Consider the following 20,195-nt stretch of genomic DNA (forward strand, 5'->3'; position numbering starts at 1 on the left):
TGATGTCTTCATCGCTGAACTCCTCGATGTCGTCCTCATCATCTTCGTCCTCCTCCGCAGCCGCTTCAGCCGCCTGCTGCACCTCCAGCCCCTTCTTTTCGATCTGGGCCAGCGTGTCGCTCACATCTTCCACCGTGTCCCACACGGACTTCGCCACAAAGATCGGCGCGCTTTGCTGCACCGCCATGGCGATGCTGTCGCTCGGGCGCGCGTCCAGCTCGATCACCTTGCGCGTCGTCTGCAGTTCGTTCTCCGCGGAGATGATGAGCCGCGCATGGAAGACACTGCCATTGATGTTGTTGATGACCACGCGCTCCACCTTCGCACCAAAGGCCAGCAGCAGATGCCCCACCAGATCATGGGTCAGCGGCCGTTCCTTGGAGACCCCCCGCATGAACATGGAAATCGCCGTGCCCACCGACTCGTCGATGTAGATCACGAAGACCTTCGTTTCATTCCCCAGGAAAACGGCAAAGCTGCCCTCCAGCGGCAGCACCGCTCTCACCTGCACTTCGATGACATCAGTGTTCATTAAGACCAATTAAAAACCGCACGCAGCCCGATGGCAACACTCACCGTAGGTTTTTGTGTGTCTAAACAGGAGCACCCCCGGCGATCTCCACCACCCCTCCGCCGAGTCCCATGGCCAGGAAACGCCGCGAAACCTCGACATACTTCAGCGCGAGCTTCGCATTCGCCTGCTGCTCCTCCAGAGACAGCGCACGCACCACTCGTGCCGGGGATCCGATCACCAGCGATCCCTCCGGAATGATCATGTTTTTAGTCACCAAAGCTCCCGCCGCAATGATGCTGCGCGCACCGATCTGAGCCCCGTCCAGAATGATCGCCCCCATGCCCACCAGCACCTCATCCCCCACGGTGCAGGCATGTACCACGGCGCGGTGCCCCACCGTCACACGATCCCCCAGCACGCACGCGCAGTCATCGCTCACATGCAGCACGCTGCCATCCTGCACATTGCTTTGAGCTCCTACCACGATGCGGTTGATGTCCCCCCTTAGGACCGCGCCGTACCAGACGCTGGACTGCGCCCCCAGTTCCACCGCACCCAGCACGATGGCTCCTTGTGCAATAAACACATCCGCAGCCACAGAAGACCGTGATTCAGGAAGCAAGAATTTCTTTAATGGATCCATCGCAGCAAGAAAGATTTTATATTTGAGAAACGAAGTGGGAAGCGCCATAAACTGCGCCGCGCCACATGCATTCTGGAACGGACTGACCTTCTATCCAACAACGAATCTCACCCACGCTCATGAACAAAGCTCAACTCATCGACGCAGTGCAGGAAATCCTTGGTGGCGACACCTCCAAGCGAGCCGCCTCGGAAGCTCTGGACGCCGTGCTCACCGCCATCACCAAAGGGGTGAAAAAGGGCCCCGTGCAGCTCATCGGCTTCGGCACCTTCAAGCCGGTGGACCGCAACGCACGCATGGGCCGCAATCCCAAGACCAAGGAACCCGTCGAAATCAAAGCATCCAAGACCGTCCGTTTCGTCGCCTCCGCCGCTCTCAAGACCTCACTCTAAAAATTGATCACCCACTTTCACCCGCGCTTCGTTGACGCAGCGCGGGTTTTTTGTGCCTCAATCTTTCAGCTCCTGCTCCATGCGCTCACTCAGCCACTGCTTGATCATGCTCTGGTAGTTCAGGTAGCGGCGGCGGGCCACGCGCTTGATGCGGCTCAGCATGCGCGGGTCAAACCTCAGGGTGATCGTCGTGGACTCACGCACATCCGCGCGATGAATCGATGCCTGCATCAGGCGTGCGTCCAATTGGTGAGTGGCCCAGAATTGTCCTTCGGCTTCCTCGCCCTCAAATGCCGGCACGTCTTTCCACGCTCGGACAGGCTTCAAATCGGCAGGTACAGTTTCCATGATGGTGCTGGGTGAGTTCAGAGTTCCTCTGCCTTCTTGCGCTCGAAAAAGTCATGCTCCCCGGAAGTCATCAGCCGGGCGAAAATGACACGGTAGTGCTTGCCGTCGGTCCAAAACACACTGAACACCGACTTCCCCTGAAGTGATTTGCCAAGGTTGTAGTAACGAGCCTCCGCGCTCCCGTCCTGGCTGTCCGGCAGCAGCTTGATCGAGAACGGATCCTCAAACGACTCCTCAATATCCTTCGGAGGAAGGAGTGAGAGGTCAAACGCGGCGCCGATCCAGTCAAAGTCCATGAAGTTGTATTTACGAGATTATTTGCGGTATTCGATCAGTTCTATCTCATACCCCTCGGGAGCGTCAATGAAAGCAAATACACCGCTCGAGCTGGGGGTCGGTCCGTCTGAGAGCGGATAACCCAGCGCGGCGGCGTGTTTCGCAAACTCCTCAATGCTCTCCACCTCAAACGCCAGATGCGTCAGATCGCTGCAAAAGGTCACCGGCCCGCTGGCGGGAAAGCTGCAAATCTCAATGAGTTCGTCACTGTTCGGCGTCTGCAGAAAGACCAGTTCCGAACCACGCGGCGACTTGTGGCGGCGCACTTCCTTCAGGCCGAGCACCTGCGTGTAAAAGTTGATCGTCTTTTCGAGATCGTTCACCCGGTAGCGGGTGTGGAGGAGTTTTTTGACCATGATGCACGGTTTATGCCACAGGCTGCCAGACGTGGCAAATGATCCTCCTTGTAGAGGAAAGCATGTCGCCACATGGAGGAAAGCTTGATGTGTCGGGCGACGTCTCCTAAATCCTCACACATGATTTCCATCGACCTCTCAGGCAAAGTCGCCCTCATCACCGGCGCATCGCAGGGCATCGGCACGCAGGTGGCCCGCACCTTCCACCGCGCCGGCGCCACCGTCGTCATCAACCACCTCGGCACCCCCGGCACCACAGAAGGCGCTCAAGCCCTCGCCGATGAACTCAACCTCCTCCGCACAGACAGCGCCAGCGTCATGGCTGCAGACGTCGCCAAACCCGAGCAGGTGCAGAGCATGATGGGAGACATCCAGGCACGCCATGGCGGCCTCGATTTCCTGGTGAACAATGCCGCCATCATCAAGGACCGCACCATCGCCAAAATGGGCCTCGATGAATGGGACGCCGTCATCGATGTGAACCTCTCCGGCGTGTTCTACTGCTGCAAATACGCCCTCGAAATCATGCGTGATGGCGGTGCCATCGTCAGCTTCGGCAGCATCGCCGCCATTCAGGGCTTCTTTGGCCAGGCCAACTACGCCGCCGCCAAATCCGGCGTCCAGGCCATGATGCGCGTCCTCAGCCGTGAAGCCGCCCGCAAACAGATCCGCGCCAACGCCATCGCCCCCGGCGTCATCGACACCGCCATGGCCGCCACCATTCCCGAAAACGTCCGCGCCGAGATGATCAAAAACGTCCCCCTCGCCCGCTTCGGCACCACCGAAGAAGTCGCCAACGTCGTCCTCTTCCTCTGCTCGCCCCTGGCCTCCTATGTCACCGGTCAGACCATCGAAATCAACGGCGGCTGGAGAGGCTGAGCAGCCGTAGCGCAACCGTCTCGGTTGCACTCCGAATCTGCAATCACAACGATTGCTCCCCACTCAATGCGCGCCCCCGCCATCCTCGCCAATGCGGCTCTCCCTCTCCCCGCCCCTAACCCACGACAACAACGCATATTCCTATTCGGGGAACCGGAGCGCAGCGGAGATAGACGAAGTCAAAGGGTTGGGGTGAGGGGACCACAAACACTCTTCGCAAGCATGGGCTCGCCCTCTCCATTTGCCTCTCCCTCAAGACCTTCGATTTGAGGTCCTAATAAACGTTTCCATGCGCGCCCCCTCCATCCTCGCCACAGCAGACGAAGCCATCGCCGCCATCCCCAGCGGTGCCACCGTGGCCGTGAGCGGATTCGTCGGCGCCGGACATGCGGAACTGCTCACCTCCGCCCTGGAGCGGCGCTTCCTGCAAACCGGCACGCCAAACGATCTCACCCTCTATTACTGTGCAGGTCAGGGAGACCGGGCTGAGCGTGGCTTGAACCACCTCGCTCATCGCGGCTTGCTCAAACGCATCGTCGGCGGCCATTGGAATCTCGCACCAAAGCTCGGGGCGCTGGCTCTGGCCAACGAAGTCGAGGCCTACAACCTCCCCCAGGGCGTCCTCTCCGTCCTCACCCGCGAGATCGCCGCCAAACGTCCCGGCTTGTTCACTCAGGTCGGACTGAATACCTTCATCGACCCCATTCACGGCGGCGGCATGCTCAACGCCGGTACCACCGAACCACTCGTGGAGCGCATCGAACTCGATGGTCAAATCTGGCTGCGCTACAAACCCATGCCGATCCATGTGGCCCTGATTCGCGCCACCTATGCCGATCCTCGCGGCAATCTCAGCATGGATCGCGAAGGCCTGATCAGCGAGGTGCTGCCGATGGCGCAGGCCGCGAAAAATCACGGCGGCATCGTCATCGCCCAGGTCGAAAGCATCGTCGACCAGCTGCCAGACCCCAAGTCCGTGCGCGTTCCCGGCCTGCTCGTTGATTACATCGTCACCTCAGGCGGCCAGCAGCACGACCAGACCTTTGGCGAATTCTTCAACGAAGACTTCGTCGTTACCAGCGACGGCACCTTCACCCTTCCCCCGATGCCGGAATCCGAACGCAAACGCATCGGCGCTCGCGCACTGCTAGAAGTACGTCGCGGCGACATCGTCAATCTCGGCATCGGCCTCCCTGAAGCCGTGGCCATGGTCGCCGCCGAAACCGGTCGCCTCAGTGAATTCACCCTCACTGTCGAAAGCGGCCCCACCGGCGGCGTCCCCGCTTCCGGCCTCAGCTTTGGTTGCAGCCACTTCCCAGAAGCCATCATCGACCAGCCTTCCCAGTTCGACTTCTACGACGGCGGCGGGCTCGACATCGGTGTGCTCGGCGCCGTCGAAATCGATGCCGAAGGCAGCGTGAACGTCGCCAGTTTCGCAGGCCGCTTCGCAGGCGTCGGCGGTTTCGTGAACATCGCCCAGTGCGCGCGCCGCCTCGTCTTCTGCTGCACGTTTCAAGCGAAGGGAAACGCCAAGTTCGTGAACGACATCCAGCACGTCTGCTTCCACGGACCCTCCGCTATCGCCCGCGGCCAGCAGGTGCTCTACGTCACCGACCGCGCCGTGTTCGAACTCACCCCGCACGGCCTCCGCCTCATCGAAATCGCCGCCGGACTCGATCTGCAACGCGACGTGCTCGATCAAATGCAGTTCAAACCCCTGCTCGCTGAAACCATCGCCACCATCCCATGAAGCCCGTTTACATTATCGACGCCAAGCGCACCCCCATCGGCCGTTTCGGCGGTGGCTTGAAAGCTCTCACCGCATCAGAACTCGGACACGCTCTCGGAGATGCCATGCTTCCATCCGAACTCCGCGCCCACATTCAGCAGGTCATCCTCGGCCAGGTTCTTCAGGCAGGCAGCGGCATGAACGTGGCGCGTCAAATCGGCCTCAAGCTCGGCCTGCCGCAGGAAGTGCCCGCCTACACCGTCAACATGGCCTGCGGTTCCTCGCTGAAAGCCATCGCGCTTGCAGCCGATGCCATCCGCAGCGGGGAAAACGATCTCGTGCTCGCCGGCGGCGTGGAGATGATGAGCCGCGCCCCGCATTACGCCACGGATCTGCGCTGGGGCAAAAAGCTCGGCGATTCTTCCATGCAAGACGCCATGTTCGTCGATGGCCTCACCGATCCCCTCCTCAAAATCGGCATGGGCGAAACCGCTGAACGCATCGCCGACAAACACAGCATCACCCGCACCGAGCAGGATGCCTTCTCCGCACTCAGCCAGAGCCGTGTCGCCGCCAGTCGCACCGCCTTGAGCCGCGAGATCATTCCAGCCGGTGATTTGACCGAAGACGAGCATCCGCGCGCCGATACCACAGTCGATTCCCTATCGAAGCTAAAGCCAGCCTTCCGCAAAGACGGCACCGTCACCGCCGGCAATGCCTCGGGTATTAATGATGGCGCTGCTTTGGCCCTGCTCGCCAGCGAGGACGCCGTCTCACGCCACGGCCTGAAACCCCGCGCACGCATCATCGCCAGTGCCGCCGTCGGCTGTGATCCCGCCTTGATGGGTCTCGGCCCCGTGGGTGCCATTCGCAAAGTCTGCGCCCTGACCAGCTGGAACCTCGGTGAAGTCGATGCCATCGAGATCAACGAAGCCTTCGCTGCCCAGGCGCTTGGCTGCACTAGAGAGCTCAATATAGACACAGCGAAGCTCAATCCACGCGGAGGAGCCATCGCTCTCGGCCACCCTATCGGTGCCAGCGGAGCCCGCGTGCTGGTCACCTTACTGCACTATCTCGAAGATCACGGCCTGCGTCGCGGCATCGCCAGCCTCTGCATTGGCGGCGGCATGGGCATCGCGATGGCGGTGGAGCGGGATTGAGACCTGTTCGCAGCAGATTCATCAGGAAAAATTCACGCCCGGCTTGCACAGCCGCATCGTATCTCCATGATGAATTCCTCCCCACATGAGCGCTGTTTTTGACTCCCTTTCGCGATTTTACGCCTCCTCCATTGGCAAGAAGATTCTTGTGGCCCTCACAGGCCTCGCACTGATCGGCTTTGTACTTGGCCACATGATTGGCAACCTGCTGATCTTTGTCGGCAAGGACGCCATCAATGAATACGGGCACATGCTCCAGACCGCGCTGCATGGCGGCGGTGTCTGGATCGCCCGCATCGGACTGCTGGCAGCCGTGGTGATTCACATCGTCGCGACGATTTCACTGACCCGGGCCAACCGCGCCGCACGTCTGACCCAATACGGCCAGCACAAGGCGCAGGTGAGCAGCAAGTCCTCCCGCATCATGATCTGGAGCGGCCTGACCATTCTGGCCTTCATCGTTTACCATCTGCTGCACTTCACCGTCCATGCTGGCAACGACTACGGCACCTACAAAACCACGCTCCACGGCGAGACGGTGCATGACGTCTACCGCATGGTCATCGCAGGCTTTTCCTGGGCTCCGGCGGTGTTCTTCTACATCCTCGCCATGCTGCTGCTCACCAGCCATCTCAGCCACGGTTTCAGCAGCCTGTTCCAGACCCTCGGCGTTTCCACAGACAAGACGGAGCCGCTGTTCAAGAAACTCGGTTACGCCTTCGCGGGTCTGATCCTCGTGGGCAACTGCTCCATCCCCATCGCCATCTTCTTCTTCGGCTACGGACGTTAATTTTTTCTGCGACTCGCCATGTCTCTTAATTCCAACATTCCCTCCGGCCCAATGGGCATGAAGTGGTCCAAGCACAAGCAGGACTCGAAGCTCATCAATCCGAAGAACAAACGCAAGTTCACCGTGCTCGTCGTGGGCAGCGGCCTTGCAGGCTCCTCCGCAGCAGCGACTCTCTCGGAGCTCGGCTACAAGGTGAAGTGCTTCTGCTTCCAGGACAGCGCCCGTCGTGCCCACTCCATCGCAGCGCAGGGCGGCATCAACGCGGCCAAGAACTATCAGAATGACGGCGACAGCGTGCATCGTCTTTTCTATGACACCGTCAAAGGTGGCGACTTCCGCGCCCGTGAGGCCAACGTGCATCGTCTCGCTGAAGTCAGCGTCAACATCATCGACCAGTGCGTCGCGCAGGGCGTTCCCTTCGCCCGTGAATACGGCGGCATGCTGGCCAATCGCTCCTTCGGCGGCGCTCAGGTGAGCCGCACCTTTTATGCCCGTGGTCAGACCGGACAGCAGCTCCTGCTCGGCGCTTACTCAGCACTGAACAAGGAAATCGCTGGCGGCGGCGTGGAGATGTTCCCCCGCACCGAAATGCTCGATCTCGTGACCGTGGACGGCCACGCGAAAGGCATCGTCACCCGCGATCTCGTCACCGGCAAAATCGAATCTCACGCAGGTGATGCGGTGCTGCTTTGCACCGGTGGTTACGGCAACGTCTTCTACCTCTCCACCAACGCTATGGGCTGCAACGTCACCGCGACGTGGCGCGCACACCGCAAAGGCGCGTTCTTTGCCAATCCTTGCTACACGCAGATCCACCCGACCTGCATTCCCGTCAGCGGTGAGTATCAGAGCAAGCTGACGCTCATGTCCGAGTCCCTCCGCAACGACGGCCGCGTGTGGGTGCCGAAGAAGAAGGAAGACTGCGGCAAAAACCCGGATCAAATTCCAGAAGCCGACCGCGACTACTACCTCGAGCGCAAATATCCAAGCTTCGGCAACCTCGCCCCGCGTGACATCTCCTCCCGTGCAGCCAAGGAAGCCTGCGACGACGGTCGCGGTGTCGGCCCTGGCGGTCGCGGCGTTTATCTCGATTTCGCGGAAGCCATCGGTCAGTTCGGTGCCAAGACCATCGCCGAGCGTTACGGCAACCTCTTCGACATGTACGAGCGCATCACCGGTGAAAGCGCCTACAAGCGCCCGATGCGCATCTACCCCGCCGTTCACTACACCATGGGCGGCCTCTGGGTGGACTACAACCTCATGAGCAACCTCCCCGGCCTGCACGTGCTGGGCGAAGCGAACTTCTCCGACCACGGCGCGAACCGCCTCGGCGCTAGCGCTCTCATGCAGGGCCTCGCGGATGGTTACTTCGTCATCCCAACGACCATCGCCAACTACCTCGTCAATGAGAAGCCCGGCAGCATCACCACCGAGCATCCAGAGTTCAAGAAAGCCGTCGAAAACTGCACCGCGCAGACCAAGCGCTTCCTCAACATCAAGGGCAAGCGCAGCGTGGACAGCTTCCACCGCGAACTCGGTCTCCTCGTCTGGGACAAGTGCGGCATGGCCCGCACCAAGGAAGGCCTCACCGAAGCTATCAACCGCATCCCTGCGCTGCGCGAAGAATTCTGGCAGAACGTGAATGTCCCCGGCAGCGGCGACTTCACCAATCCTGAACTCGAAAAAGCCGGTCGTGTCGCCGACTTCATGGAGTTCGCCGAACTCCTCTGCCTCGACGCCCGCCACCGCGAAGAAAGCTGCGGCGGTCACTTCCGCTCCGAACATCAATACCCGGATGGCGAAGCGAAACGCGACGACGAAAACTTCAGCTACGCCGCCGCCTGGGAATACACCGGCAACCTCAGCCAGCCCATCCTCAACAAGGAGCCTCTGGCCTTCGAAGAAGTCCACCTTGCCGTCCGCAGCTACAAATAGTGGTTTCCTGCCGTCATGACCCGCGAATCTGAGTCCGAACTCCTCCATTTCTGCGCCACCCAGCGCGGGGAGTTCCACGAAGACGCGTGGACCAGCTTCGCCCCCATCGAAAAAAAAGAGATGGCCGCCGTCTGCCTCTTCCTGGCAGGCGTGGACTGGTTCGGGCATCAGCAAGACCTCAGAAACGCTGCTCGCAAATTGCTCAATGGTGCCGAGACCACCTTTGGTGCACTCGCTCGTTCTCTCCGCTTCGACACTCCTCGATTCGCCAACTCGCTCAAAAGGAGGCTGGGCCATGCATAGTCTTCACCCAGACCTGACTCTGGCCATGGGCCAAATGATGGACCGTATAGACGGTTTTCTGCGCGAAGCAGGCTATTCTGGCGAACCCGTCCAGATGTATCTTGCAGGTGGAATGGCCGTTCACTACTACTGCGGCACGCGTTACACGGATGACGTTGACGCCACTTTCTCCCGACGGCTGATTCTGCCTTTTGAAGAGTTGGTCATTGATTACATGCGTGAGGCAGGAACTCCCTCCAGCATCTACTTCGACACCACTTACAACGACTCCTTCGCCCTCCTGCATCCCGATCATCGTGATTGCTGCGTCGAGTGGGAAGGCATGGGCAATGAGCGGCGGTTGATTCACCTGCTGGTCTTCTGCCCGGTTGATCTTGCGGTGTCGAAACTCTCCAGGTTTTCACCCAACGATCAGGCTGACATTCTAGCACTGGCCCGCCAGCATTACTTCACCACGGCACAGCTCCAGACCCGCGCCACCGAAGCTCTCGACCATTACGTTGGCGAGACACGGTGGATTCATCTCAATGTGGCTCAGATCAGCCAGGAGATCGCCCTCGCCGCTTAATCTTTTCATCCCTCCAAATTCCCATGTCTCAACTCAATCTGCACCTCAAAGTCTGGCGTCAGAACGGCTCACAACCCGGTCATTTCCAGGACATCGACGCTCCGGACATTCCCGATCATGCCTCCTTCCTGGAGATGATGGACATCATCAACGAGCGCCTCATCTCCAAGGGCGAAGATCCTGTGGCCTTTGACCACGACTGCCGTGAAGGCATCTGTGGTGCTTGCTCCATGCAGATCAACGGCGTGCCACACGGCCCGGCGAAAGCCACCACGACCTGCCAGCTTCACATGCGCAAGTTCCGCACCGGCGACACCATCTGGATCGAGCCCTTCCGTGCACGCGCCTTCCCGGTCTTGAAAGACCTCATGATTGACCGTGGAGCCTTTGACCGCATCCAGCAGGCCGGTGGCTTCATCAGCGTGCGCACCGGTGCCCCGCAGGATGCCAATGCCCTCCCCATTGGCAAAGTCGTCGCCGACGCCGCCATGGACGCCGCCGAGTGCATCGGCTGCGGTGCCTGCGTGGCTGCCTGTAAGAATGCCAGCGCCATGCTCTTCGTCTCCGCGAAAGCCGGCCAGCTCAATTCCCTGCCTCAGGGTCAGCCTGAAAAAGACCGCCGCACCCTCGGCATGGTCCGCCAGATGGACAAGGAAGGCTTCGGCAACTGCACCAATCAATACGAGTGCGAAGCCGCCTGCCCGAAGGAGATCAGCGTCCGCTGGATCACCAAGCTCAATCGCGACTACGCCGTGGCTGCCGTCAAAGACGCCTTTGGCAACGCTCCCAAAGAAGCGGGCGGCGGAGATTGATCCGTTACTGCTTCGGCTCCCCAGGAGGAGGAGCAGGCTTGTCCTGCTCCGGTGGCGGACGGCGGAACCCGTCCTTCGGCTCTCCTCCCCGTTCCCGAAATTTCATAAATTCCTGACCCGCCGCCTCGCGGTAGATTTCACGGAATCTTTTGAAGGCCTCCATGCGCTCCCCCGGAGGCAGCTCATCCAGTTTCGCCAGGGCTTCTTTGACACGCGGCAGTTGCAGAAGACGCTCATGGAAGCGCCGCGTCTCATCCCGCCTCTCAGGCCTGGCGATGGACTGCAGCTCCGCTCCGAGACGAATGGCCGCCATGTGGGCAAAATTGGGTGAGTCCGGCTTTGGCATCTCTGGCAGGCCACGCTGATCCATCGGGAACTGCGGTTTGATCTTCTCCAGGATACCCACGACTTCAGGATCAATTTCCTTCAGTGCGTTGTGCAGCGTGTTGCGCATCTCCTCATTCGCCCTCAGTGCTCTGTCCCGCGATTCGATCACCTCGGGACGCTGCCAGGCCTTTTCGAAAGCGGCCCTCACCTTCTGCTTCTCGATTTCAGAGAGCTTTTCAAAGCCGTCAAACCCACGCGGCCTGCCCATGCCCGGAGGTCCATAACGATCGCCGTCACGATGCGGCGGCGGTCCGTCGCCAGGTTTAGGCGGAGGTGGCGGCGGCATTGGTTTGTCACCTTCGGACTGAGCGAGGGCAGCCGTGGTGAGGGCAAAAAGGAAAACCAGAGGACGCATGACGGTCATTTTCCGCCGCTGCGTTCCATTGGCAACCTGATAGCTGGTCTCAGTATTCATTGAGGCTAATAACCCAACTGCCAGCCAAAAGTTGCACTCACTTGATGCGCTCCAGTTTAAGCAGCGGTGCCGTCTGGGAGGCAAACTGCGCCACATAAAGGTTTCCCTCAGCATCCACAGCCACGCCATGAGGGTGAATGAAGGTCTTGTGATCACTCTGCATCGGCTGCAGCACACCATCCACATAAACAGCCGCAGGTGCGCCAATGTTGGACACGATCCGATACTCCCGGTCCACAATGGAAATGAAGCCGGGGGCATTCTTGTCCTTCGGCCACTGGTCGCCCAGATGCGGCACGATCGCGTGCTCCCCCCAAAATACGATGTCCCTCGGATTGCCGCCGGGCATGGCGATTTTGTCAATAAAGCGCCCGTCTGCCGAAAAACGTTTGATCTCCTGCTGGTCGCTCATCGCGATGATGATGCGATTTTTTGCTGAATCCGACACATCCAAAGCCCCGCCATGCGGTCCCCAATGCTTCAGTTGGTTCTCCCCTTCCCCAAGGTTTCCACCCCACCACCGCAGCAGCGAGCCATCTGGCTTGTAGTGAAAAATGTAGTCCTTCCCATAGCCGTCGAACACGCAGAACTCCCCGTTCGCGAAATGAATCGTCTTCGAAGGCCGGTACTCATTTGCACTCGCATGCAGTTTCGCTCCTTCAGGCCACGCATAATGCGCCAGTTCTTCGCCATCCAGCGTCAATTTGCGCACCTCGTGGAGTTGCGTGTCCGTGATGAAGAGCACCTCGCGCTCCCCTTCCCGCACCAGACTCATCCCATGCGCCCCCGGCATGCGCGCCGTCCAGTGCTTGATCAAGGCCCCCGTTTTCGGATCGAGCACGATCACATTATTCCTGGCGTCATCCGTCAGAAACAACAAGCGTCCCTTTGCATCAATGGACACTGCGTGACCATTTTTGACATTAACCTGCGCAAGCGCCTCGCGTCCCCAGCCAGGCACAACCCGATAACGAAACTCCCCTTGGCCAAGAATGTCTTCAGCTTGGGAAAAACCTGCGGCAAGCAGGCAGAAGATAGCAAAACGAATCATGCAGCCATGCAATCATGCCTTCCGCCCCGGCGCAAGATCAACGCATGGATGGTTTGCCAGCACCCGTATTGCTGCGAGGGTGATTCCCGCTTCTTCTCATGGTCTTCATTCTCATTGTCGCTGCTCTTTTCCTCGGCCTTGCCGTCGCCCGCTGGGCGCAGGCGCGCCATGAGTCGATGATGCTCAAAGGCTTTCGTGCCAATGCCCCCACCGCGCATACTGGCAGCGAGATCGCCCTCATGTTTCTGAAATCCGAAGGCGTGGATGACGTGCAGATCGTCGAGCACAACGCTGTTGTGACCGATTACTTCGACCCGACCCGTCGCCGGCTGTTTCTGCGCCGTGATGTCGCCGAGGGCACAACCTTGTCTGCCTGGGCCATCGCCCTGCATGAAGCGGCGCATGCGCTGCAGACCGGCGAATCCTTGAGCGAACTCAAGTGGCGGCAGAGCTGCATCCGCATGAGCCGCTACATTCCCATGGCTGCGGTATTCGCCATCGTGGGATTGATGATCGCCCGCATTCTCATAGCGAAGAACGCCATTTTCGTCACCGCCGGAGTCATTGTCATCCTGCTGCTGCTGAACCTCGGCAGCGTGCCGCTGGAGTTCAATGCCAACAAGCGCCTGCGTCGTTTCCTGGATGAGTATCTCAAAAATCATCCTCAAGCTGGTAGCCGGCTCGATGAACTTCTTTTTTGCATGGCCATTCGTGAAGTCGGCGATCTGCTGCGCTCGCCGCGCTATTTCTTCCTGAGCGCCCTGCCCGGCACGGGAAAGATGAGGCCGCAGTGATCTGAGTGGCAAGGCATCCATCTTGGGTAACGTTGTGTTCTCATGGTCAAACTTGCCGCCTTCTTCATTCTTGCCGCCTCGTCCGTGCTTCACGCAGACACCCAAACGCCGTCCTCATTCAGCGGTGATTTTGTGATCAAGGTCAACTATCGCTACCTCCTGAGCAAGCCGGAGGGTTACGCAGACAACAAGGATAAAAAATGGCCGCTGGTGGTCTTTTTGCACGGCTCCGGCGAACGGGGCACCGATCTTGAACTGATCAAGAAACACGGACCGCCGAAGCTGCTGGCTGCCGGACAAAAATTTCCCGCCATCATGGCCAGCCTGCAATGCGAACCCAACAACCTGTGGAATCCGCACGCTGTCCAGGCGGTCACCGAACACCTGGTCAAAACGCTGCGTGTCGATCCCAAGCGAGTTTATCTCACCGGCATCAGCATGGGCGGCTTCGGCACTTGGGAGACCGCTTTTGAGTATCCTGAGACCTATGCCGCCATCGCGCCCATCTGTGGCGGTGCTGGCGTGCGCTGGGTGACAGCGCAGCGCCTCAAGAGCATGCCCTGCTGGATCTTCCATGGCGACAAGGACGGTGCGGTTCCAATCGAGAACAGCCAGAAGATTTACGATGCTCTGAAAAAGATCGACGCGCCGGTCAAATTCACCATCTACCCGGGCATCGGTCATGATTCGTGGACTCAAACTTACGCCAATCCAGAGTTCTGGAGCTGGCTGTTTGAGCAGAAGAAGCCATGACAGGTGGCAGGCCCAGAGGGCGTTTGATCTCCCATGATCCGACCACTCCTCTCGCTTCTCATTGCCTCCTCATTGCAGGCTCAGGTGCTGCCAGGCACCCAGCCGCTGGAGCCGAATCCCGATTTCTCGGCCACCATGGTGGCGGGCATCGACAAGATGGCGCTGCGGCTCATCGAACAGTCGAAAACGGGCCGCAAGCCGACCCGCGAAAAGTTGAAGGCCATCATCGGTGCGGTGGACGATCGCCTGCCCATCACGGCGCTCGAACTGGTTGGTGACACCTCCAGTCCGGCGCTCCTCGCGGAAACTGACACCGCACGCATCCTGCGGGTGCGCTGGCCGGTGTTTGACGGCGTGCATGGGGAAGGCATTCTGATTCAGCCGAAAGACAAGCCGGTGGCACGGGTGATCTACATCCCGGATGCCGACACCGATCCCGAAAAGTTGGCGAACGACGCCATGCTGGCCTACAGCGGCTGCGAGATCGTCATTCCTGCGCTCATCAGCCGCAGCAGCGAGTTCAGCACCAATGACAAATTCGGTGTGAAGACGAACGTGCCGCACCGTGAGTGGATCTACCGCCAGTCGTATGAACTGGGGCGTCACATCATCGGCTATGAAGTGCAAAAGATGCTGTCACTCGTCGATTACTTCGGCACGCAGCCAAAGCTGCCGCTGCTTGTGGCTGGACTAGGTGAAGGCGGCCTGATCGCCATGTATTCCGGAGCCATCGACGAGCGCATCAGCTCTGTCTATGTGTGGGGCTGTTTCGAGCCGCGTGAAGGTATGTGGGCCGAGCCGATCTACCGCAATGTGTTCAATCTGCTGCGTGATTTTGGCGATGCTGAAGTGGCCTCCCTCATTGGACCACGCCCTCTTGTGGTGCAAAACCTCGGCTTCCCGAATGTGCAGGGCCCGCCGAAGGCAAAGCAGGGCGAACGTGAAATCGCAGCCCCGGGCAAGGTCAGCAAACCTACCCTCGAAGCCGTCAAGGCCGAGGTTGCCCGCGCCAAGGCACTCGTACCCGGTGACTGGCTGATGCTGGCCACGGAAGAGCATGGCCTGAAAGAGGTGGTCACCCATTTGCTGCCTGCCGATGTTTCGGCGCAGCTCGTGAAACGCATCGAGCCGATCATGCCGGAGAAAAACGAGCAGCGTGCTCAAGTGGATGCCACGCGCCAGAAGCGCATGGTGAGCGAACTGGAGACGTTCACGCAGCGTCTGCTCGTAAGCACCGAGATGGAGCGCAAAGCACAGTTTTGGGACAAGCTGCCACTCAAAACCATGGCGGAGTTTGAGAAGCACACCACCGGCGAACGCGACCGCTTTTGGAACGAAGTCATCGGCCGCCTGCCAGATCCGAACCTGCCGGTGAATGCCCGGAGCCGCTTTGTACGTGAGACGGACAAGGTCAAAATCTATGAGGTGACGATGGATGTGTGGGACGATGTCTTTGCCTGGGGCTGGCTGTGCCTGCCGAAAGATCTCAAGCCTGGAGAGAAGCGCCCCGTCGTCGTCTGCCAGCACGGGCTGGAAGGCATCCCGGAGGACACCATCACAACCGATGAGACGCAGAAAGCCTACGCCCCGTACAAAGGCTTCACGCTGCGGCTGGCCGAGCAGGGCTTCATCACCTTTGCCCCCCACAACCCATATCGTGGCAAGGATGCGTTCCGCACGCTGCAGCGGAAGCTCAATCCGCTCGGGCTCACGCTCTACAGCGTCATCAATGGCCAGCACCAGCGCATTCTGGAGTGGCTGAAGGCACAGCCTTTTACACAGCCCGACAAGATCGCCTTCTACGGGCTCAGCTACGGCGGGAAGTCCGCCATGCGCACACCGGCGGTGCTCACGGATTACTGCCTGAGCATCTGCAGCGGCGACTTCAATGAATGGGTGCGCAAGTGCGTGAGCACCGACATGCCCATGAGCTACATCCACACCCATGAGTATGAAATCTGGGAGTGGAACATGGGCCGCACTTTCAACTATGCTGAAATGGCAGCGCTCATCGCGCCAAGGCCGTTCATGGTCGAGCGCGGCCACAATGACGGTGTGGGCGTGGATGAATGGGTGAACTACGAATTCGCCAAGGTCCGCCGTCTCTACAACAAGCTTCTCATCGGCGACCGCACGAACATCGAACACTTTGACGGTCCGCATACCATCCACGGCGTCGGCACGTTTGAATTCTTGAAGCAGAATCTCGGGTGGAAGTAATTTCCTATATTTAACAAAGCTCTCCAACTCATTCTTGACTTAGAGGCAAAGGCTTAGGTGCTTTTGAACCAACTTCCAAGGGATGGCCTTGGCGATTCACCTATGGTCTCGCGCGATGAGCGTGACCCATTTTTTGAAGAAGCCTGTATTCTCCCTGCCGGCGCGCCAGGAGTTGCCCAATTTGCGGCATTTTTTCAGGCGGCTTTGGCTCATCTTCGGCGGGTCTGCACTGCTTCTGCTGGTCAGTTTTATCGTGTTTGAAAACATTGGGGCCACGCTTGAACAAGAACGTACCGCCACGGTGAACGCGGTCAATCTGCTGGGGAGGCAGCGTACGGACAGCCAGACACTCAGCCGGCTCATGCTTCAGGCGGAGAGCAGCACCGCACCGCTGCAGACTTATTATCTGGGCCGTATTGATCTCGTCTGGGGGCTCATGAACACCTGCGAGGAAAACCTCCACTCCGGCAAGCTGGTGAAACACGCCACGGGGGACCAGCTGGCCAGCATCCTGCAAAAGCTGGAAGAGGCCCATGGAAGCTATTTGAAAATAGCCAAGCTGATGAGGCGGCTCTATCCCCACACAGACGCCACCCCCACTCTGCTAAGGGGCATGGGAGAAATGCTGACTGAAGACTGCGACGCCCTGGCAGGTTCCCTGGATCAGGCCGCCCAGAAAATCATCCAGGTCAATGCCGACATCAACGAGCATATTCGCCTGCTGGACTGGCTGCAGATCGAAATGACTGGAGGCATCGCCTTGATTACAGCTCTGCTGCTGACTCGAGGCCAGATCTCCACCATGGAGCGGCTGATCGACACCAGCGTCAAGCTTCAGGAGCTGACGTATCTGCAGAATGGTGTGCTGGAGAGCGCCGCCTGCGGCATCATCAGCACCAACACGAAGGGATTGATCGCCACGTTCAACTGCGGGGCTGAAAAGCTCACCGGGTATTTGCGGCAGGAGGTTGTCGGCAGCCTGACGCCAGAACTGTTCCATGATGCCTCAGACATGGAGCGCATGGCCGCCGAAGTCTCGCGCGAAACGGGCATGGACGTTGCTCCGGGATTTGAGGTGTTCGTGGCCCATGTCAAATGCGGCATCCTGCGAGAACGTGAATGCACCTACGTGCGGAAAGATGGCAGCCGCGTCTCTGTTTCCCTGAATATCACAGCCATGCTGGACGAGGACGGAGAGATCACCGGCTTCCTCGGCATCGTAACCGACATCACCGAAAAGAAGAAGCTGGAGCAGCAGTTCCTGCGCGCACAGCGCATCGAAAGTGTGGGCACGCTGGCAGGGGGAATCGCCCATGATCTTAACAACGTGCTCACGCCCATCATCATGTCGATCGAGCTGCTGCGGCTCACCCATACGAACGAACGCACACTCTCCATCCTGGGCAACATTGAAAGCAGTGCCAGACGCGGGGCAGATCTGGTGCGGCAGATTCTCACGTTTGCGCGCGGAGTGGAGGGCAAACGCACGGAATTGCGCGCCGGCCCGCTCATCAAGGACATCCAGCACTTCGTTCAGGACACCTTCCCAAAAAACATCTGCTGCTTCAGCAAACTGCCTGACGGTCTGCCTTCATTCCTGGGGGACCCCACACAGCTGCATCAGATCCTGCTTAACCTGTGCGTGAATGCGCGTGATGCCATGCCCGACGGCGGAACGCTGACCATCACCGCAGGCTGTTCCGTCATGGACGAGGCCGCAGCAGCCGTGCAAATGGACGCCAAACCCGGCCCCTATGCCACCATTAGCGTGAGTGACACCGGCAACGGCATTCCCCCGGAAGTCCTGGACAAGATTTTCGACCCCTTCTTCACCACCAAGGAAATTGGCAAGGGCACGGGTCTCGGTCTGTCCACGGTGCTGAGCATCACCAAGAGTCATGGAGGCTTCGTCACGGTCACCAGCGAACCCAGCAAGGAAACCGCCTTCACTATCTGGCTGCCAGCCGTTCCCAATACGGGCAACTGCGTCAAATCCCCCCTCAAGGAGGAACCGCCGATGCCGCTTGGCAAAGGCGAGCTGATTCTGATCGTGGATGATGAAGAGGCCATCCGCACCACCACACGGCAGACCCTTGAGGCGCTGGACTACCGCACCCTGGTGGCCGCCAATGGTGAGGAGGCAGTGGCACTTTACACCCAGCACAACGCTGAGATTGCCGTGGTGCTGACGGACATGATGATGCCTGTCATGGATGGACCCGCAACCATCCAGATACTTCAACGCATCAACCCCAATGTGAAAATCATCGCGGCCAGCGGTGTCGCCCATCTGGGCGGCCCGGCCAAAGTGGCCGAGATGGGCGTCAGGCACTTCCTGCCCAAACCTTACACGGCGCATACTGTGATGACGACGCTCCACCTCGTGATCAACGAGGCGGAACCCTGGCGGGAGGCGCCGGTCAGCAGCATGACGTTATGAGGAACCGGGCCTCTCAGCTTTTCATCGGTGCTGTCGAGAGCACCGGCTGGATGTGATGTTCGGAGACGAGCGTGACCAGCAGGTTGTTCACCATGGTGGATTTGGAGGCAGAGTCGAGCTGCACGATGCCGTCGGTTTCAAGCTTGCGCAGCGCCATTTCGACCATGCCGATGGCACCATCCACGATGATCTGGCGCGCGGCGAGAACCGCCTGCGCCTGCTGGCGGCGCAGCATGGCCTGAGCAATTTCCGGGCTGTAGGCCAGGTGGCTGAGCTGGGCCTCCAAAATCTCAATCCCCGCCAGACTGGTGCGTTCCGCCAGTTCGGCACACAATTGACGTGCGATGTCCACTGGGTGGCTGCGGAGGGCGATCTCCCCAGGGGTGTGCGGCTCATAGGGGAAAAGATTGGAGAGATGCCGCAGCGCCGTCTCCCCCTGTAGGCGAACGAAGTTATTGCAGTTCTCGACGGCAAAGGTCGCCTTGGCCGAGTCCACCACACGCCAGACGATCACCGCTGCGATTTCAATCGGATTGCCATGGGCATCGTTAACTTTGAGCTGCTCGCTTTGGAAGTTGGCGATCTTGAGGGAGATCTTCTGCCTGCCGGCGAAAGGGTTGATCCACCAGAACCCATTGTGAATGAGGCTGCCGGTGTACTTGCCAAAGAAAGTAAGAACCACGGCTTCATTGGGAGAAACAATGACGAAGCCTTTCAGCAGCAAGAACCCGATAATGGCCGCTGGAACGGTCAGGAGTGGGATGTACTGAGGGAACTGATAAAAGCTGATGGCCACAAGACCAAGGGCCGCAAAAATGACGAGAATGCCGGGAAGGGCCAGAGCGTTGCGTTCTTTCATAATCAGAAGGTTGTTTAGGACGCAATTGAACTGGTTTCTTGAATTCCCGTCACTGAGAATTTTACGGAGATTTTCCACCCACCTGCGACCACGACAGCCCATTTGCATTCGCTGCATCGTCCGCTAGGCTGAGGGCGTAAACCCAACGCGCTATGCAAACACCCAAAATCACCGCCTACCTTAAAACCTACTGCGGCTGGAGCGAAGGCATCCGTGCCATCTTCCGCAAGTACGATCTCGCTTTCGAAGAGAAGGACATCATCAAAAATCCCGCCTTCCGCTGGGAAATGGAACAGAAGAGCGGCCAGCCGCTGTCGCCCTGCGTGGAAATCAACGGCACCATGCTCGCCGACATCAGCGGTGCTGAAGTGGAAACTTGGATGACGGACAACGGCCTGCTCGAAAAGAACGAAGCTCCAGCCGATGCACCGATCAATTCCGCCTGCACCGACGCGCAGCACGCCGCCATGGCCGCAGGTCAGGTGGGCACATTGAAATTCGTGGGCTGATT

At 59.2% G+C, this 20,195-nt stretch carries 22 protein-coding genes; 14 read left to right on the plus strand and 8 right to left on the minus strand.

Annotated features, from left to right (window positions below):
- Both ACIREA_RS03315 and ACIREA_RS03320 read right to left on the minus strand, forming a co-directional pair.
- On the minus strand, positions 1-532 hold a 532-nt coding region (locus ACIREA_RS03315; RefSeq protein WP_397380527.1), incomplete at its 3' end, for a bifunctional nuclease family protein.
- Positions 533-593: 61 nt separating this feature from the next.
- Entirely contained in the window at positions 594-1,136 is a 543-nt protein-coding gene (locus ACIREA_RS03320; protein ID WP_397380529.1) for a gamma carbonic anhydrase family protein, read from the minus strand.
- A gap of 140 nt (positions 1,137-1,276) precedes the next feature.
- Between ACIREA_RS03320 and ACIREA_RS03325 the strand changes: the two genes are divergently transcribed.
- The gene (locus ACIREA_RS03325; protein ID WP_397380531.1) at positions 1,277-1,549 is read left to right on the plus strand and encodes an HU family DNA-binding protein; all 273 of its coding nucleotides are present in this window, start codon (positions 1,277-1,279) and stop codon (positions 1,547-1,549) included.
- A gap of 57 nt (positions 1,550-1,606) precedes the next feature.
- Here the strand turns inward: ACIREA_RS03325 and ACIREA_RS03330 are convergent, their stop codons facing one another.
- The 3 genes from ACIREA_RS03330 to ACIREA_RS03340 are packed head-to-tail and all read right to left on the minus strand — an operon-like array spanning position 1,607 to position 2,589.
- Positions 1,607-1,897, minus strand: coding sequence for a CopG family antitoxin (locus ACIREA_RS03330; RefSeq protein WP_397380533.1), 291 nt, complete (start codon positions 1,895-1,897; stop codon positions 1,607-1,609).
- 17 nt (positions 1,898-1,914) lie between these two features.
- Positions 1,915-2,193: a BrnT family toxin gene (locus ACIREA_RS03335; protein ID WP_397380535.1), complete on the minus strand. Its 279-nt coding sequence runs from the start codon at positions 2,191-2,193 to the stop codon at positions 1,915-1,917.
- Positions 2,194-2,211: 18 nt separating this feature from the next.
- The gene (locus tag ACIREA_RS03340; RefSeq protein ID WP_397380537.1) at positions 2,212-2,589 is read right to left on the minus strand and encodes a VOC family protein; all 378 of its coding nucleotides are present in this window, start codon (positions 2,587-2,589) and stop codon (positions 2,212-2,214) included.
- A 120-nt stretch (positions 2,590-2,709) separates the two neighbouring features.
- On the opposite strand from ACIREA_RS03340, the gene ACIREA_RS03345 reads away from it, so the two are divergent.
- The 8 genes from ACIREA_RS03345 to ACIREA_RS03380 all read left to right on the plus strand — a co-directional run bounded on the left by ACIREA_RS03345 (position 2,710) and on the right by ACIREA_RS03380 (position 10,765).
- Positions 2,710-3,468 carry an SDR family oxidoreductase gene (locus tag ACIREA_RS03345; protein WP_397380539.1) on the plus strand — a complete coding sequence of 253 codons (759 nt, stop codon included), beginning with the start codon at positions 2,710-2,712 and terminating at the stop codon, positions 3,466-3,468.
- 289 nt (positions 3,469-3,757) lie between these two features.
- Positions 3,758-5,218 (plus strand): acyl CoA:acetate/3-ketoacid CoA transferase, encoded by a 1,461-nt coding sequence (locus ACIREA_RS03350; RefSeq protein WP_397380541.1) that lies wholly within the window; start codon positions 3,758-3,760, stop codon positions 5,216-5,218.
- Positions 5,215-6,357 carry a thiolase family protein gene (locus tag ACIREA_RS03355; RefSeq protein ID WP_397380543.1) on the plus strand — a complete coding sequence of 381 codons (1,143 nt, stop codon included), beginning with the start codon at positions 5,215-5,217 and terminating at the stop codon, positions 6,355-6,357. The genes ACIREA_RS03350 and ACIREA_RS03355 overlap by 4 nt, the downstream gene beginning before the upstream one ends.
- Positions 6,358-6,442: 85 nt before the next feature.
- On the plus strand, positions 6,443-7,147 hold the full coding sequence (locus ACIREA_RS03360; protein ID WP_397380545.1) for a succinate dehydrogenase cytochrome b subunit: 705 nt from the start codon (positions 6,443-6,445) through the stop codon (positions 7,145-7,147).
- 18 nt (positions 7,148-7,165) lie between these two features.
- Complete coding sequence (locus tag ACIREA_RS03365; protein ID WP_397380547.1) at positions 7,166-9,082, plus strand: fumarate reductase/succinate dehydrogenase flavoprotein subunit; 1,917 nt, start codon at positions 7,166-7,168, stop codon at positions 9,080-9,082.
- A gap of 15 nt (positions 9,083-9,097) precedes the next feature.
- Entirely contained in the window at positions 9,098-9,385 is a 288-nt protein-coding gene (locus ACIREA_RS03370) for a hypothetical protein (protein ID WP_397380549.1), read from the plus strand.
- On the plus strand, positions 9,378-9,953 hold the full coding sequence (locus ACIREA_RS03375; RefSeq protein WP_397380551.1) for a DUF6036 family nucleotidyltransferase: 576 nt from the start codon (positions 9,378-9,380) through the stop codon (positions 9,951-9,953). The genes ACIREA_RS03370 and ACIREA_RS03375 overlap by 8 nt, the downstream gene beginning before the upstream one ends.
- A gap of 23 nt (positions 9,954-9,976) precedes the next feature.
- Complete coding sequence (locus tag ACIREA_RS03380) at positions 9,977-10,765, plus strand: succinate dehydrogenase/fumarate reductase iron-sulfur subunit (RefSeq protein WP_397380553.1); 789 nt, start codon at positions 9,977-9,979, stop codon at positions 10,763-10,765.
- A 4-nt stretch (positions 10,766-10,769) separates the two neighbouring features.
- Here the strand turns inward: ACIREA_RS03380 and ACIREA_RS03385 are convergent, their stop codons facing one another.
- Both ACIREA_RS03385 and ACIREA_RS03390 read right to left on the minus strand, forming a co-directional pair.
- The gene (locus ACIREA_RS03385; RefSeq protein ID WP_397380555.1) at positions 10,770-11,567 is read right to left on the minus strand and encodes a hypothetical protein; all 798 of its coding nucleotides are present in this window, start codon (positions 11,565-11,567) and stop codon (positions 10,770-10,772) included.
- Between the two features lie 37 nt (positions 11,568-11,604).
- Positions 11,605-12,618: a hypothetical protein gene (locus ACIREA_RS03390; protein ID WP_397380557.1), complete on the minus strand. Its 1,014-nt coding sequence runs from the start codon at positions 12,616-12,618 to the stop codon at positions 11,605-11,607.
- Positions 12,619-12,716: 98 nt separating this feature from the next.
- Here ACIREA_RS03390 and ACIREA_RS03395 point away from each other — a divergent pair, with 98 nt between their 5' ends.
- The 4 genes from ACIREA_RS03395 to ACIREA_RS03410 all read left to right on the plus strand — a co-directional run bounded on the left by ACIREA_RS03395 (position 12,717) and on the right by ACIREA_RS03410 (position 18,825).
- Positions 12,717-13,412 (plus strand): zinc metallopeptidase, encoded by a 696-nt coding sequence (locus tag ACIREA_RS03395; protein WP_397380559.1) that lies wholly within the window; start codon positions 12,717-12,719, stop codon positions 13,410-13,412.
- A 42-nt stretch (positions 13,413-13,454) separates the two neighbouring features.
- A complete protein-coding gene (locus ACIREA_RS03400; protein WP_397380561.1) occupies positions 13,455-14,165 on the plus strand; it encodes a prolyl oligopeptidase family serine peptidase in 711 nt (236 codons plus the stop codon).
- 33 nt (positions 14,166-14,198) lie between these two features.
- On the plus strand, positions 14,199-16,385 hold the full coding sequence (locus ACIREA_RS03405; protein ID WP_397380563.1) for an alpha/beta hydrolase family protein: 2,187 nt from the start codon (positions 14,199-14,201) through the stop codon (positions 16,383-16,385).
- Between the two features lie 253 nt (positions 16,386-16,638).
- A complete protein-coding gene (locus tag ACIREA_RS03410; protein WP_397380565.1) occupies positions 16,639-18,825 on the plus strand; it encodes an ATP-binding protein in 2,187 nt (728 codons plus the stop codon).
- Between the two features lie 13 nt (positions 18,826-18,838).
- Here ACIREA_RS03410 and ACIREA_RS03415 read toward each other — a convergent pair whose 3' ends face one another.
- Positions 18,839-19,684, minus strand: a complete 846-nt coding sequence (locus ACIREA_RS03415) for an SPFH domain-containing protein (RefSeq protein WP_397380567.1) — start codon at positions 19,682-19,684, stop codon at positions 18,839-18,841.
- Positions 19,685-19,836: 152 nt separating this feature from the next.
- On the opposite strand from ACIREA_RS03415, the gene ACIREA_RS03420 reads away from it, so the two are divergent.
- Entirely contained in the window at positions 19,837-20,193 is a 357-nt protein-coding gene (locus ACIREA_RS03420; protein WP_397380569.1) for a glutaredoxin family protein, read from the plus strand.
- Positions 20,194-20,195: the final 2 nt, after the last annotated feature.

The sequence above is a fragment of the Prosthecobacter sp. genome (genome assembly GCF_044373815.1).
In the GTDB taxonomy this organism is placed as follows: domain Bacteria; phylum Verrucomicrobiota; class Verrucomicrobiia; order Verrucomicrobiales; family Verrucomicrobiaceae; genus Prosthecobacter.